General features: G+C 69.1%; 14 protein-coding genes and 2 riboswitches. Of the genes, 8 read left to right on the top strand and 6 right to left on the bottom strand.

The window, feature by feature from the left end:
• Positions 1-164: 164 nt before the first annotated feature.
• Positions 165-1,601, top strand: a complete 1,437-nt coding sequence (locus SM757_RS08900) for a phospholipase D-like domain-containing protein (protein ID WP_322465148.1) — start codon at positions 165-167, stop codon at positions 1,599-1,601.
• 66 nt (positions 1,602-1,667) lie between these two features.
• Here the strand turns inward: SM757_RS08900 and SM757_RS08895 are convergent, their stop codons facing one another.
• Positions 1,668-2,306 (bottom strand): 3-oxoacid CoA-transferase subunit B, encoded by a 639-nt coding sequence (locus SM757_RS08895; RefSeq protein WP_066338851.1) that lies wholly within the window; start codon positions 2,304-2,306, stop codon positions 1,668-1,670.
• Between the two features lie 12 nt (positions 2,307-2,318).
• Positions 2,319-3,020, bottom strand: a complete 702-nt coding sequence (locus SM757_RS08890; RefSeq protein ID WP_322465147.1) for a CoA transferase subunit A — start codon at positions 3,018-3,020, stop codon at positions 2,319-2,321.
• A gap of 97 nt (positions 3,021-3,117) precedes the next feature.
• On the opposite strand from SM757_RS08890, the gene SM757_RS08885 reads away from it, so the two are divergent.
• Positions 3,118-3,705, top strand: coding sequence for a LuxR C-terminal-related transcriptional regulator (locus SM757_RS08885; RefSeq protein WP_066338855.1), 588 nt, complete (start codon positions 3,118-3,120; stop codon positions 3,703-3,705).
• 52 nt (positions 3,706-3,757) lie between these two features.
• Here SM757_RS08885 and SM757_RS08880 read toward each other — a convergent pair whose 3' ends face one another.
• The 3 genes from SM757_RS08880 to SM757_RS08870 are packed head-to-tail and all read right to left on the bottom strand — an operon-like array spanning position 3,758 to position 5,657.
• Positions 3,758-4,177, bottom strand: coding sequence for an acyl-CoA thioesterase (locus SM757_RS08880; RefSeq protein ID WP_066338857.1), 420 nt, complete (start codon positions 4,175-4,177; stop codon positions 3,758-3,760).
• 35 nt (positions 4,178-4,212) lie between these two features.
• The gene (locus tag SM757_RS08875) at positions 4,213-4,866 is read right to left on the bottom strand and encodes a YceH family protein (RefSeq protein ID WP_322465146.1); all 654 of its coding nucleotides are present in this window, start codon (positions 4,864-4,866) and stop codon (positions 4,213-4,215) included.
• 5 nt (positions 4,867-4,871) lie between these two features.
• Entirely contained in the window at positions 4,872-5,657 is a 786-nt protein-coding gene (locus SM757_RS08870; RefSeq protein WP_066338860.1) for an SDR family oxidoreductase, read from the bottom strand.
• A 177-nt stretch (positions 5,658-5,834) separates the two neighbouring features.
• Between SM757_RS08870 and SM757_RS08865 the strand changes: the two genes are divergently transcribed.
• The 5 genes from SM757_RS08865 (at position 5,835) to SM757_RS08845 (ending at position 14,067) form a co-directional block, all read left to right on the top strand.
• Positions 5,835-7,520 carry an electron transfer flavoprotein-ubiquinone oxidoreductase gene (locus tag SM757_RS08865; protein WP_322465145.1) on the top strand — a complete coding sequence of 562 codons (1,686 nt, stop codon included), beginning with the start codon at positions 5,835-5,837 and terminating at the stop codon, positions 7,518-7,520.
• Positions 7,521-7,639: 119 nt separating this feature from the next.
• Positions 7,640-7,739: riboswitch (glycine riboswitch) on the top strand.
• Between the two features lie 11 nt (positions 7,740-7,750).
• Positions 7,751-7,879, top strand: a riboswitch (glycine riboswitch).
• A gap of 45 nt (positions 7,880-7,924) precedes the next feature.
• Positions 7,925-9,079: a glycine cleavage system aminomethyltransferase GcvT gene (gcvT, locus tag SM757_RS08860; protein ID WP_322465144.1), complete on the top strand. Its 1,155-nt coding sequence runs from the start codon at positions 7,925-7,927 to the stop codon at positions 9,077-9,079.
• A 127-nt stretch (positions 9,080-9,206) separates the two neighbouring features.
• A complete protein-coding gene (gcvH, locus tag SM757_RS08855; protein ID WP_066333276.1) occupies positions 9,207-9,581 on the top strand; it encodes a glycine cleavage system protein GcvH in 375 nt (124 codons plus the stop codon).
• 144 nt (positions 9,582-9,725) lie between these two features.
• Entirely contained in the window at positions 9,726-12,614 is a 2,889-nt protein-coding gene (gene gcvP / locus SM757_RS08850) for an aminomethyl-transferring glycine dehydrogenase (RefSeq protein ID WP_322465143.1), read from the top strand.
• A 61-nt stretch (positions 12,615-12,675) separates the two neighbouring features.
• The gene (locus SM757_RS08845; protein WP_322465142.1) at positions 12,676-14,067 is read left to right on the top strand and encodes an L-serine ammonia-lyase; all 1,392 of its coding nucleotides are present in this window, start codon (positions 12,676-12,678) and stop codon (positions 14,065-14,067) included.
• 155 nt (positions 14,068-14,222) lie between these two features.
• Here SM757_RS08845 and SM757_RS08840 read toward each other — a convergent pair whose 3' ends face one another.
• Entirely contained in the window at positions 14,223-14,420 is a 198-nt protein-coding gene (locus tag SM757_RS08840) for a DUF3606 domain-containing protein (RefSeq protein ID WP_322465141.1), read from the bottom strand.
• A gap of 44 nt (positions 14,421-14,464) precedes the next feature.
• Here SM757_RS08840 and SM757_RS08835 point away from each other — a divergent pair, with 44 nt between their 5' ends.
• Complete coding sequence (locus SM757_RS08835) at positions 14,465-14,803, top strand: hypothetical protein (RefSeq protein WP_157118784.1); 339 nt, start codon at positions 14,465-14,467, stop codon at positions 14,801-14,803.
• The last annotated feature ends 34 nt before the right edge of the window (positions 14,804-14,837 follow it).

Here is a 14,837-nt window from a genome sequence, read left to right as displayed (position 1 = left end):
TGTATAAGAGACAGCGCGAGACCCACGCGGCGCAGCGGGGGCCAGGCGATGGGCGCCGCAGCGGCCCCCGTCCTTGAAGGTGGACGCATCTTGTTCTCCTTGGTTGCGCATGCCACTTGCCTGTCGCACCGCATGCCGACTGCCGACACAGCAAGGAATCTGCCATGACGCCCGCAACGCGGCTTCCACGGCGCCTTCACCGGCTGCCGTGGCTGTGGCTGTGCGTGCTGCTGTTGCTCGCCGGCTGCGCGGGGTTGCCCACCATCGTTCCGGACATGGCCGTGCCGCGGCGCCCGGTTCAGATCGCAGGCGCCAACGGGCCGCTGTCGCGCGCGCAAAGCCAGGCCATCCTGGAGCGGCTCAAGAGCAGCGGCACGCCCACCGACGTGCTCGGCCGCCACCTGGCGCTGGAAGAGGCGCTGGTCGGCACGCCGCTGGTGGCCGGCAACCGCGTGCAGTTGCTGCAGGACGGCCCCGCCACCTACGAGGCCATGTTCACGGCCATGCGCGCGGCGCGCGACCACCTCAACGTCGAGTTCTACATCCTGGAGGACGACGAGGTCGGCCAGCGCTTTCGCGCCCTGCTGCTGGAGCGCCAGCGTGCCGGCGTGCAAGTGAACCTGCTCTACGACGGCGTGGGCAGCCTGGGCACGCCCAAGGAATTCTTCGACCCGCTGCGCGAGGCCGGCGCCCAAGTGCTGGAGTTCAACCCCGTCAACCCGCTCAAGGCCCGCCGCGGCTGGAACGTCAACCAGCGCGACCACCGCAAGCTGGTCGTGGTGGACGGGCGCACGGCCTTCCTGGGCGGCATCAACATCAGCAGCGTCTACTCCAGCGGATCGCTTTCCGGCGGCGGCTCGCGCGGGCGCGCCGTGCGCAAGGAACAGCAGCGCCAGCGCGACGTGAACGCCCTGCCCTGGCGCGACACGCAGGTGCAGATCGACGGTCCCGTCGTGGCCGAGTACCAGCGCCTGTTCCTGCAGACCTGGGCCGCGCAGCACGGCCCCGAACTGCCCGCGCGCGACTACTTCCCGGCGCAGCAGCCGCAGGGCAGCGAGGTGGTGCGCGCCATAGGCAGCGCGCCGGACGAGCCCTACAGCTTCATCTACGCCACGCTGATCTCGGCGCTGCGCAGCGCGGAGAGCGAAATCCTCATCACCACGGCCTACTTCGTGCCCGACCCTCAACTGCTCGAAGCGCTGCAGGAGGCGGCCCGGCGCGGCGTGAAGGTTCAGATCCTGCTGCCCAGCCGCAGCGACAGCGCCTTCGTGCTGGCCGCCGGGCGCGCCTCCTACCAGGCGCTTCTGGACGCGGGCGTGGAGCTGTACGAGCGCCAGCAGGCGCTGCTGCACGCCAAGACGGCGGTGATCGACGGCGTATGGTCCACCGTGGGCTCCACCAACCTGGACTGGCGCAGCTTCCTGCACAACCAGGAGCTCAACGCCGTGGTGTTGGGCGCCACCTTCGGCGCGCGCATGCGCGAGGTTTTCAGCCGCGACCTGGCGGCCTCGCGCCGCCTGGACGCCGAGGAATGGAAGCGCCGCCCGCTCGCGGAGCGGCTCAAGGAGCAGGCGGCCAAGGTGTGGGCGTGGTGGCTGTAGCCGCTGGCGCGGCGACCCAATGAAAAAGCCGCCCGCGGGCGGCTTTCGTCTGGGTGCGCGGGCGGCTTACAGCAGCGTCACGCCGGTGCGTTCCTGCACGTACTCGCGGGTGACTTCCGGGGCCAGCTCGACGAGCTTCAGGCCTTCGGGCGTCACGTCCATCACGGCCAGGTCCGTGATGATGCGGTGCACCACGCCCACGCCGGTGAGCGGCAGCGTGCACTTGGGCAGGATCTTGAGGTCGGTGGTGCCGTCCTTCTTGCGGGCCACGTGCTCCATCACGACGATCACGCGCGGCACGCCGGCCACGAGGTCCATGGCGCCGCCCATGCCTTTGACCATCTTGCCGGGGATCATCCAGTTGGCCAGGTCGCCCTTTTCGCTGACCTGCATGGCGCCCAGGATGCTCAGGTTGATCTTGCCGCCGCGGATCATCGCGAAGCTCTCGTGCGAGCCGAAGATGCTGGAGCCGGCAATGGTGGTGACGGTCTGCTTGCCGGCGTTGATGAGGTCGGCGTCGACTTCATCCTCGGTCGGGAACGGGCCGATGCCCAGCATGCCGTTTTCGCTTTGCAGCCACACCTCGATGCCGGCGGGCACATGGTTGGCCACCAGCGTCGGGATGCCGATGCCGAGGTTCACGTAGAAGCCGTCCTGCAGCTCGGTGGCGGCCTTGGCGGCCATCTGGTCTTGGGTCCAGGGCATGTCGTGTCTCCTTCAGGCGGCCGGACGGGTGGTGCGCTTTTCGATGCGCTTCTCGGGGGTGGCATTGAGCACCAGGCGGTGCACGTAGATGCCCGGCAGGTGCACGGCGTCCGGATCGAAGGCGCCGACTTCGACGATCTCCTCGACTTCCACCACGGTGATCTTGCCGGCCATGGCCGCGGCCGGGTTGAAGTTGCGCGCGGTGCGGCGGAACACCAGGTTGCCGCTCTTGTCGGCCTTCCAGGCCTTGACCAGCGACACCTCAGGGTTGAGCGCGCGCTCCATGATGTAGGTGTGCCCGTCGAACTCGCGCGTCTCCTTGCCCTCGGCCACCAGCGTGCCCACGCCGGTGCGGGTGAAGAAGGCCGGGATGCCCGCGCCGCCGGCACGCAGCTTTTCGGCCAGCGTGCCCTGCGGCGTGAATTCCAATTCCAGCTCGCCAGCCAGGTATTGGCGCTCGAACTCCTTGTTCTCGCCCACGTAGCTGGAAATCATCTTTTTGATCTGCCGGGTTTCCAGCAGTTGCCCCAGGCCAAAACCATCAACGCCGGCGTTGTTGGAAATGACGGTGAGATTCTTCACGCCCGTGTCGCGCAGTGCGGCGATCAGGGCTTCGGGAATGCCGCACAGGCCAAAGCCACCGACGGCCATGAGCTGGCCGTCCTTGACGATGCCCTTCAGCGCTTCTGCGGCGCTCGGGTAGAGCTTGTTCATCCGGGGTCTCCTACGTGGAACGGGCGCAATGTACTACTTAACGCATTAAGTAGTTGGTAAGTAGAATCGCCTAAAGCCAATTCCGGAGCCCTGACAAATGCAAATTCCCCTGCCGAATTCTTCCGAGTTGGCGCCACTGGACTACCGCACCGCATTCGACCTGGCGCCCATCGGCCTGGTGATTTCGCGCAACCGGCAGATGCTGGACTGCAACCGCCGCATGCTGGCCATGTTCGGCGCCGAGCGCGAGGAGCTCATAGGCTGCTCTTTCGAGGTGCTGTACCCGAGCATGGAAGAGTTCGAGCGCACGGGGCAGCGCATCGTGGCCAGCCTGGACGAGCAGGGCTGGTACGCCGACGAGCGGGTGATGAAGCGCGTGGGCGGCCCGCAGCGCAATGAGCTCTTCTGGTGCCATGTATCGGGCCGCGCCCTGGACCCGTCGCAGCCGCACGCCGCGGGCATCTGGAGCTTCGAAGACCTCTCGCCGCGCCGCCGCCTGGGCTGCGAGCTCACGGCACGCGAGCGCGAGATCGCCGCGCTGCTCATCGACGGCCTCACCAGCAAGCTCATAGGCCGCAAGCTCGACATCAGCCCGCGCACGGTGGACGTCTACCGTGCCCGCCTCATGCGCAAGTACGGCGCCTCCACCACGCCGGAGCTGGTGCACAAGCTGCTGTGCGCGTGAGCCATGAAAAACGCCGCCCCGGGGCGGCGTTTTTGGGCGGTGCGCGAAGGCGTCAATCCAGCAGCGCCCGCACCCATTGCGGCAACGGCACCGAGCGCTTGGTGTTCGAGTCGGCCCACACCACCTTGGCGCCGCCGCTGGCGGCGATGTCGCCGGGGCGGTCCGTGCGCTCCAGCGTGGTGTAGGTCTCGAAGCTGCTGCGCCCGGGCCTGGCGACGTAGAAGCGCGCCAGCAAGTCGCCCGGGTATTCGAGCTGCTGATGGAAGTTGCAGAAGGCGTTGACGATCACCGGGCCGCTGCCGTCCGGGTCCGGCGGCACGCCGTGCGACTGCAGCCAGTCCACGCGCACCATCTCCAGGTAGCGGAAATACACGGTGTTGTTGACATGGCCCATGGCGTCCATGTCGCCCCAGCGGATGGCAATCCGCGACTCGAACACCAGTCTTTTGTCTTCAGGCAGATCAAAGCGCATGCGGTCGTTCTTGGCTGTCGGCGTGCTTCAGGCGCTCAGGTGGTGGACTCGGAATTGAGCTGCGGGTCCATGCCCAGCTCGGCGGCCATGCGCAGCACCAGGGCGCGCAGCTCGGCCACCTCGGCGCGCAGCGCGGCGATCTCGTCGGCGCGCGCAGGCTTGGGAGCGGCCAGCTCTTCCGGCCCGGCCACGGGCAGCGAGGGCTCGCCGGTGAGCAGTTGCGCCCAGCGCGCCTCGCGGGCGCCCGCGGCGCGGGCCAAGCGCACCACGCGCGGCGGCGACTTCTCGGCCAACTCTTCCAGGAAGCCTTCCACCGACGAGGTGTCGGCAAAGCGGTGCAACCGCTCGCAGTTGGCGCGCAGCTCGGCGGCGGTTTGCGGGCCGCGCAGCAGCAGCGTGGCCAGCAGCGCCACCGCCGCGCCGGGCACGCCCAAGCCGCGGTTGGCGTTGTGGTCGTAGCGCGTGACGCGCGTGCCGCTGACCTCGTTGATCAGCGACAGCTCGCGCAGCCCTTCGATCGCCTCCAGCACGTCGGCCTCGGTGAGGTTCATCACCGGGTCGCGCGCGGTCTTCTGGTTGCAGCCGGCCAGCAGCGCGTTGAGCGACAGCGGGTAGGTGTCGGGGACGGTCGCCTGCTTCTCCACCAGCACGGCCAGCACGCGCCCTTGCGCGTGAGTCAGGTCGCGCATGGCGGTCACCAGACGCCGAAGCCGTCGTCGGCGGAGATGACGGCGCCGTTGATGAAGTGGCTCTCGTTGGCGCAGAGCATCATGAGCACGGAGTCCAGGTCCTGCGGCCGGCCTATGCGCTTGCGCGGCGTCATCTTCACCAGGTCCTGCGCGGTGGCGCGGGTCCACTCGTGGTGGTTCTGCTCGGTGTCGATGTAGCCGGGGCAAATCGCGTTGACGTTGATGCCGTAACTGCCCCACTCCAGCGCCATGGCACGCGTCATGTAGATCAGCCCGGCCTTGCTCATGCCGAAGGCGCCGGCCTCGGCCTGGACGCGCTGCGCGGCCATGGCCGCGATGTTGACGATGCGCCCACCGGTGAAGGTGCCGGGCAGGGCACCCTGGGCGCGGCCGATCATGCGCTTGGCCACTTCCTGTGCCATGAAGAATGCACCGCGCAGGTTGCACTTCATGACGTAGTCGTAATCCTCGGGCGTGACTTCCAGCAGCTTTTGCTGGGCGTTGACGCCCGCGTTGTTGACGAGGATGTCGATGGCGCCCATCTCCGTCTCGGCGTGGGCGACCGCGGCGCGGATGCTGTCGGGGTCGGTCACGTCCAGGCCCACGACGTGGGCATCGCCGCCTTCGGCCTCGATCTCGGCGCGCAGCGTCTTGAGCTTTTCCACGCGCCGCGCCGACAGCACCACACCCGCGCCGGCACGCGCCAGCACACGAGCGAATTGCGCACCCAAGCCACCGGAGGCGCCGGTGACGAAGGCCACGCGGCCCGATAAATCGATTTGGTAACTCATGAGGCAGCAGCCTCCTCGTCTGCATGCAAGAGGGGGCGGCCAAGATAGCACGCCCGGCCAGGGTTCCCGGCGCTGGCGGGTGCCGATTGCGCCGGGCCGGCGCAGCCGCTCCTGATGCGCAAAGGGTGTAGCCGCCGACTTAAGATGGCGGGTTTTTCCAGCACAACACAACATTCGATGACGCCGCAGCAACTGCTTGAACAGTACGGTCCGCGCGAGTCCATGGACTACGACGTGGTGATCGTCGGCGCCGGCCCCGCGGGCCTGGCCACCGCCATACGCCTGAAGCAACTGGCTGCCGCGGCGAATGCTGAGGTGTCGGTGGTGGTGCTGGAAAAGGGCTCGGAGCCCGGGGCGCACATCCTCTCCGGCGCGATCATGGACCCCATCGCGCTGACCGAGCTCATCCCGGACTGGAAAGAAAAAGGCGCGCCGCTCAAGCAGCCCGTCACCGAGGACGAGTTCCTTTTCCTCTCCGAAGCCGGCCACAAGGCCACCCCGCACAAGTTCCTGCCGGACTGCTTCAAGAACCACGGCAACTACATCGTCAGCCTGGGCGAAGTGGTGCGCTGGCTGGCCGAACAGGCGGAAGGCCTGGGCGTGGAAATCTTCCCCGGCTTCGCCGCCGCCGAGGTGCTCTACGCCGAGGATGGCCACGTGCGCGGCATCGCCACGGGCAACATGGGCATAGGCAAGGACGGCGAGCCCACGGACAACTTCCAATTGGGCATGGAGCTGCTGGGCAAATACACGGTCTTTGCCGAGGGCTCGCGCGGCCACCTGGGCAAGCAGCTCATAGAGCGCTTCTCGCTGGGCGCCGGCAAGAACCCGCAAAGCTACGGCATAGGCCTGAAAGAGCTGTGGGAAGTGCCCGCAGCCAATCACAAGCCCGGCCTGGTGGTGCACACCGCGGGCTGGCCGCTGCAGCCCGACACCTACGGCGGCTCCTTCATCTACCACGCGGCCGACAACAGAATAGCCATCGGCTTCGTGGTCGGCCTGGACTACCAGAACCCCTGGCTGTCGCCCTTCGAGGAATTCCAGCGCTTCAAGACGCACCCGGAAGTGCGCAAGCACCTGGAGGGCGGGCGGCGGCTGTCCTACGGCGCGCGCGCCATCACCGCGGGCGGGCTGTTGTCGCTGCCCAAGACCGTGTTCCCCGGCGGCGCGCTGGTGGGCTGCGACGCGGGTTTCCTGAACGCCAGCCGCATCAAGGGCAGCCATGCGGCGATCAAGACCGGCATGCTGTGCGCCGAAAGCGCCTTCGAGGCGCTGCAGGCGGGCAGGAGCGGCGACGAGCTGGCGGCCTACCCCGAAGCCTTCGAGAAGAGCTGGCTGTTCACCGAGCTGCAGCAGGCCAAGAACTTCAAGCAGTGGTTCAAGAAGGGCCGCTCCACCGCCACGCTCATGACCGGCGTGGAGCAGTGGCTGCTGCCCAAGCTGGGCATGAAGAACCCGCCCTGGACCCTGCAGCGCAAGCTGCCCGACCACGTCAACCTGCGCCCGGCAGCCGACTTCCAGAAGATCGAGTACCCCAAGCCGGACGGCAAGCTGACCTTCGACCGGCTCTCCTCGGTGTTCGTGAGCAACACCAACCACGAGGAGAACCAGCCCGCGCACCTCACGCTCAAGGACGCGACGGTGCCCGTGCGCATCAACCTGCCGAAGTTCGCCGGGCCGGAAAGCCGCTACTGCCCCGCGGGCGTGTACGAATTCGTGGCGGCCGAGGGCGGCGGCGAGCGCTTGCAGATCAACGCCCAGAACTGCGTGCACTGCAAGACCTGCGACATCAAGGACCCGACGCAGAACATCGTCTGGGTCACGCCCGAAGGGGGCGGCGGGCCCAACTACGTGGGCATGTGACGAGCACGTGAGCGTGGCAGCCGCCGCGCTCCGGCCACCGGGGGCGGTTGTCGCAAGACGCCAGCCCCTTTGTCTTTTTGCGACAGCCCCGGCCGCGGCGCGGGGGCACGCTGATACACTTCGGCCCGCCAGGAGAGAGCCCCTTGAACGTGGGGCCGCCGAAGGCGCAGGGGTTCAATTTGGCCCCGAACGCTCAGGCAAAAGGACTGGCAAGCGCTCCGTCACCGGAGCGACACCTCACTGGAGAGAGACTGCGCCCGCTACGGGGCTTGCAGTCCACCGAAGGGGCAAGCGCAGTGGCATCCTCGAAACAAGGGGCCCTCGCCAATCTCTCAGGTAAAGCGGACAGCGGGGGCAACCAGCACCACCCTCACCGGTGGAAGCCCGCCCTTGGGAGACCTGCCATGACCGCTCCGACCGCCGCCACGCCCGCCGACGCCTCGTCCACCCCCGCCCTGCAGCGCACGCCGCTGCACGCGCTGCACCTGGAGCTGGGCGCGCGCATGGTGCCCTTCGCCGGCTACGAGATGCCGGTGAGCTACCCGGCGGGCATCCTGGCCGAGCACCGGCATTGCCGCGAGGCGGCGGCGCTCTTCGACGTCTCGCACATGGGCCAAGTGCGGCTGGTGGGCGACGACGCGGCGCTGGCGCTGGAATCGCTGGTGCCCGTGGACGTGCTGGACCTGCCCGTGGGCCGCCAGCGCTACGGCTTCTTCACCAACACGGCCGGCGGCATCCTGGACGACCTGATGGTCGCGCGCCGCCCCAGTGACCTGTTCATGGTCATCAACGCCAGCCGCAAGGACCACGACCTGCAGCTCATGCGCACGCAGATCGGCCACCGCTGCCAGGTCATCTCCATGCCCGAGCGTGCGCTGCTGGCGCTGCAAGGTCCGCTGGCCGTGCAGGCCCTGGCCAAGCTGGACGCGGGCGTGGCGGCGCTGACCTTCATGGGTACGGGCACGTTCACGCTGGCGGGCGCCGAATGTTTCATTAGCCGCAGCGGTTACACGGGTGAGGACGGTTTCGAAATCTCCGTGCCGGCCGAAGCCGCCGAGGCGCTGGCCAAGGCGCTGCTGGCCATGCAGGAAGTGAAACCCGCCGGCCTGGGCGCGCGCGACACGCTGCGCCTGGAAGCGGGCCTGTGCCTCTACGGCCACGACATCGACGAGGACACCACTCCCGTCGAAGCCGCCCTCACCTGGGCCATCCAGAAGGTGCGCCGCGCGGGTGGCGCGCGGGCCGGCGGCTACCCCGGCAGCGCGGCCATCGAGGCGCAGCTTGCCAACGGCGCGCCGCGCAAGCGCGTGGGCCTGCTGGGCCTGGAACGCGCCCCGGTGCGCGAGGGCGCGCCCGTGCTCAACGCCCAGGGCGAGCGCGTGGGCAAGGTCACCAGCGGCACGCTGTCGCCGCAGCTCGGCAAGCCCATCGCCATGGCCTATGTGGACAAGGCCTGCGCCGTGCCGGACGCCGAGATCTCGGCCGAAGTGCGCCTGAAGCCGCAGCCCATGCGCGTGGTGGCCATGCCCTTCACGCCGCACCGCTACCACCGCGGCTGACACGCCCGTCCTCCCCACGCGCCGGCCACCGAGGACGTTCCAGGCCAGCCGGCGCGTACCGCCTTTCACCGTTTCGTTTTTCAACCCGGCGCCCAACAGTGCGCCGCCCCGTCCAGGAGAGTCGCCCATGACCACCAAGTACACGCCCGACCACGAGTGGATCAACATCGAGGACCACGATGCCGCCGTGGTGGGCATCACGCACCACGCGCAGGACGCGCTGGGCGACGTGGTGTTCGTCGATCTGCCTGAAGTCGGCAAGACCTTCGCCAAGGGCGACGTCGCGGGCGTGGTGGAGTCCGTCAAGGCCGCCGCCGACATCTACATGCCCGTGAGCGGCGAGATCGTCGAGGTCAACGAGGAGCTGCGCAACCAGCCCGACCTGGCCAACTCCGACCCGCTGGGCAACGGCTGGTTCTTCAAGGTGCGCATCACCAACATGGCCGAGTTCGACGACCTGATGGACCCGCCGGCCTACGACGCGCTGCTCAAGGCCGAGTGATCCCCCAGGCCGGCGCTGGCGCCTCACCAGGCGCGCCCCGGCCGCCGCGCGGCAAGCCTCTTGCCGCGCTGAAAACGCAGTTCCCGCGGCGCCCGCCTTTCCTCCCGCGTCCGCATCCCTACCCCTCTTGTGCCCTCCGCGACCATGCCTGCTACCTTCCCTTCGCTGGCCGAGCTCGAAAACACGTCCGAATTCGTTTTCCGCCACATCGGCCCGGAGCCGCATGAACAGGAGCGGATGCTGTCGGTGATCGGCGCCGCTTCGCGCCGCGCGCTGGTCGAGGCCGTGATGCCGCGCAACATCGCCCGCGGCAAGCCCATGGCGCTGCCCGCGCCGGCCACCGAGGCGCAGGCGCTGCTGGAGCTGCGCGACATCGCCTCGCGCAACCGCGTCCTCAAGAGCTTCATCGGCCAGGGCTACCACGGCACGCTCACGCCCACGGTCATCCTGCGCAACGTGCTGGAGAACCCGTCCTGGTACACGGCCTACACGCCCTACCAGGCCGAAATCTCGCAGGGCCGCATGGAGGCGCTGCTGAACTTCCAGACGATGATCACGGACCTCACGGCCCTGGACATCGCCAACTCGTCCATGCTGGACGAGGCCACCGCCGCCGCCGAGGCCATGACGCTGGCCATGCGCGTGGGCAAGAGCAAGAGCACGCGCTGCTTCGTCGCCGACGACGTGCTGCCGCAGACGCTGCAGGTCATGCAGACCCGCGCCCAGCCGCTGGGCATCGAGATCGTCACCGGCCCGGCCGAATCCGCCGGCGAGCACGACTGCTTCGCCGCCCTCTTCCAATACCCCGGCGTCACCGGCCGCGTGCGTGACCTGAAGCCGCTGGCCGACGCCGTGCACGCCCGCGGCGGCCAGGTCATCGTCGCCGCCGACCTGCTGGCGCTGACGCTGCTGAAGGCGCCGGGCGACCTGGGCGCCGACATCGCCGTGGGCAGCACGCAGCGCTTTGGCATGCCCATGGGCTGCGGCGGCCCGCACGCCGCCTACATGGCCACGCGCGACGCGGCCAAGCGCTCCATGCCCGGCCGCCTGGTGGGCGTGAGCGTGGACGCCCAGGGCGCCCCCGCGCTGCGCCTGGCGCTGCAGACGCGCGAGCAGCACATCCGCCGCGAGAAGGCCACCTCCAACATCTGCACCGCGCAGGTGCTGCCCGCCGTGGTGGCGAGCATGTACACCGTCTACCACGGCCCCGAGGGCTTGAAGCGCATCGCGCGCCGCGTGGCGGCCTACACCGGCATCCTGGCCGCGGGCCTCAAGCAACTGGGCTTCGCGCTCGGCAACGAAGAGGCTTTCGACACCCTGCACGTGCTCACGGGCGAGCGCACCGCCGGGCTGCTGGCCGCCGCCGAGGCCGCGGGCATGAACCTGCGCCGCGCCAGCGCCGACTCGCTGGGCATCACGCTGGACGAGACCACCACCCGCGCCGAGCTGCAGGCGCTGTGGAAGGTGTTCGCGGGCGAACAACCCGTGCCCACCTTTGCCGACTTGGAGCGCAGCGCCCCGCTGCTGCCCGCGGCGCTGGCGCGCGAGAGCGCCTTCCTGACGCACCCGGTGTTCAACACCCACCACAGCGAGACCGAAATGCTGCGCTACCTGCGCGGCCTGTCGGACAAGGACCTGGCGCTGGACCGCAGCATGATCCCGCTGGGCTCCTGCACCATGAAGCTCAACGCCACCAGCGAGATGATTCCCATCACCTGGCCGGCCTTCGCCCACGTGCACCCCTTCGCGCCGGCCGACCAGCTCGAAGGCTACAAGCTGCTGGACGAGCAACTGCGCGAGTGGCTGTGCCAGGCCACGGGCTACGCCGGCATCAGCCTGCAGCCCAACGCCGGCTCGCAAGGCGAGTACGCCGGGCTGCTGGCCATCCAGGCCTGGCACGCCTCGCGCGGCCAGAGCCACCGCGACGTCTGCCTGATCCCCGAATCCGCCCACGGCACCAACCCGGCCAGCGCCGGCATGGTCAACATGAAGGTGGTGGTCGTGAAGTGCGACGCCATGGGCAACGTGGACCTGGCCGACCTGCGCGCCAAGTGCGAAGCGAACTCGCAGAAGCTCGCGGCCATCATGATCACCTACCCCTCCACCTACGGCGTCTTCGATCCGCAGGTCAAGGCGCTGTGCGCCCTGGTGCACGAGCACGGCGGCCGGGTGTACGTGGACGGTGCCAACATGAACGCGCTGGTGGGCCTGGCGGCGCCGGGCGAGTTCGGCGGCGACGTGAGCCACCTGAACCTGCACAAGACCTTCTGCATCCCGCACGGCGGCGGCGGCCCGGGCGTGGGCCCGGTGTGCGTGGTGGAAGACCTCGTGCCCTTCCTGCCCGGCAAGCCGGGCGGCGCGGAAGCCGGCAACGGCGTGGGCCCCGTCTCCGCGGCGCCGCTGGGCAACGCGGCGGTGCTGCCCATCAGCTGGATGTACATCCGCATGATGGGCGCCGAGGGCCTGACGGCCGCCACCGAGACGGCCATCCTCTCGGCCAACTACGTGGCCGCTCGCCTGTCGCAGCACTACGACATCCACTTCAGCGGCGGCGTGGATGGCATTAAGGGCGGCGGCGTCGCCCACGAGTGCATCCTGGACCTGCGCCCGCTCAAGGACAGCTCCGGCGTCACCGCCGAGGACGTGGCCAAGCGCCTGATCGACTACGGCTTCCACGCGCCCACGCTGTCCTTCCCCGTGGCCGGCACGCTGATGGTGGAGCCCACCGAGAGCGAGCCGCTGGTGGAGCTGGACCGCTTCTGCGACGCGATGATCGCCATCCGCCAGGAGATCGCGCAGGTCGAGTCCGGCGCCCTGCCGCGCGAGGACAACCCGCTGAAGAACGCCCCGCACACGGCGCAGTCGCTGCTCAAGGCCGAGTGGACGCACGGCTACACCCGCGAGCAGGCCGCCTACCCGGTGGCCGACCTGCGCGGGCGCAAGTACTGGGCGCCGGTGGGCCGCGTGGACAACGTGCACGGCGACCGCAACCTGTTCTGCACCTGCCCGCCCACGGCGTCCTACGAGGACTGAACGGGCGGTGAACCGGGGCGCGCGGCGCACGCGCGCCCCCGACGCGTGAAGGAGTCAAGCCATGGCGGTATCGGTGTTCGACCTCTTTCGCGTCGGCATAGGCCCAAGCAGCTCGCACACGGTGGGGCCCATGCGCGCGGCGCGGCTCTTCACGGAGCGGCTGCGCAAGGAGGGCCAACTGGAGCGCACGGCGCAAGTCCAGTGCGACCTCTACGGGTCGCTCGGCGCCACCGGCAAGGGCCACGGCAGCGACAAGGCCGTGCTGCTGGGCCTGGCCGGCCACGACCCGGAAACGGTGGACGTGGACGCCGTGCCGGCGCTGCTGCAGCGCTTCAAGCACGAGGAACGCTTGCCGCTGGGCGGCAGCCATCCCGTGGCCTTCACTGCCGCGGACCTGCGTTTCCACCGCACCGAAACACTTCCCTTCCACGCCAACGGCATGACGCTGCGGGCGCTGGACGCGGCGGGCGCGACGCTCACGGAGCGCACTTACTACTCGGTGGGCGGCGGCTTCGTCGTCAGCGAGGAAGTGGCGGCCGACGGCAGCCGCCACCGCAGCATCGCGCCGGACACCACGGTGCTTCCTTACCCCTTCCACAGCGGCGCGGAGCTGCTGGCGCTGTGCGCGCGCGAGGGCGTGGGCATCGCCGAGCTGATGCGGCGCAACGAGCGCCATTGGCGCAGCGACGCGGACATTGACGCCGGGCTGCTGCACATCTGGCGCGTGATGCAGGCCTGCGTGGAGCGCGGCTGCCGCACCGAGGGCGTGTTGCCCGGCGGCTTCAAGGTGCGCCGCCGCGCGCCGGAGCTTTACCGGCAGCTCGCCGCGCAGGACGCCGCGGGCGGCAGCGGCGACCCGCTGGCCGTGATCGACTGGGTGAACCTCTTCGCCCTGGCGGTGAACGAGGAGAACGCCGCGGGCGGGCGCGTGGTGACGGCGCCGACCAACGGTGCGGCCGGCATCGTGCCGGCGGTGCTGCATTACTACCGGCGCTTCGTCCCGGGCGCGACGGACGCGGGCGTGGTGGACCTCCTGCTCACGGCCGGGGCCATCGGCATGCTCTACAAGGAAAACGCCAGCATCTCCGGCGCCGAGGTCGGCTGCCAGGGAGAAGTCGGCGTGGCCTGTTCCATGGCCGCCGCGGGCTTGTGCGCAGTGACGGGCGGCAGCCCGGCGCAGGTGGAGAACGCGGCGGAGATCGCCATGGAGCACCACTTGGGCCTGACCTGCGACCCGGTGGGCGGGCTGGTGCAGATCCCGTGCATCGAGCGCAACGCCATCGCCTCGGTGAAGGCCATCAATGCCGCACGCATGGCGCTGCGCGGCGACGGCACACACCACGTCAGCTTGGACAAGGTCATCAAGACCATGCGCGAAACCGGCGCGGACATGCTGACCAAATACAAGGAAACGGCGCGCGGGGGTTTGGCGGTCAATATCGTGGAATGCTGAAGCTATAAAACACCAGCGTTCGGCAATCCATTTCGAATTCAAGCCTGCCGGCCAGCAGGACGCGCGGCCCAAGCTGAAGCCCGCGCGGAAAGCCGGCGGCACAGGCACCTGATCGTTCACCAGGTGTCATGCACGTGGCCGGCGCCGCCGCGCACTCAATGCCGCGGCAGGCGCTGCTCCAGCGCGGCGCGCACCTCGGCGACGTGGTCACCGACGCGGGCAACGAGCTCGCGCAGCTCGTCTTCGCTGCAGCTCAATTCCTGGCTCCAGTAGCGCAGCTCGACCGGGTCCATGGTGTTGACGCGGCCGGGGTCCAGCGGATGGAAACCTTCGGGGGTGTGCGCGGTGTGCATGCTTTGTCTCCTACCCCGGTGCGGGCCGCGATGGCGGCCTGCAGATGCACCGGCTGGAGACCAGCTTCGCGCGGCGCTATGAGGAGCGCCTTGAGCTGGCTCAGGCCGTCGGCCGCTTGCGTGCGGCCAACGGTGACAAGGGGTTAACGCTTCTGGTCAAAGCGGCGGGCGCGGCCGCCGACGCGCCGGTCATGTCCCAGCGGTGCAATGTAGAAAGGCTCGAACTTGCGGCCCTTGTCGGCGCTGTCGGTGCCTTCGAACAGCGGATCAGCAGGCTTGCGATCAGCGGGACGGTGTTGGGCGGCGTGCTTCGTCATGGTTGCTACGTCAATGCGTCCACGAGGACGGTGCAGCAACAACGCAGCAATCTGAGGACCGGATGACAGCCCCATGCAAGTTTTTAAGAAAGCAAGGGTT

Source organism: Azohydromonas lata (assembly GCF_034427735.1).
Lineage (GTDB): Bacteria > Pseudomonadota > Gammaproteobacteria > Burkholderiales > Burkholderiaceae_C > Azohydromonas > Azohydromonas lata.
The sequence above is the reverse complement of the archived record's forward strand: the minus strand, read 5'-3'. Positions and strand labels throughout refer to the sequence as shown.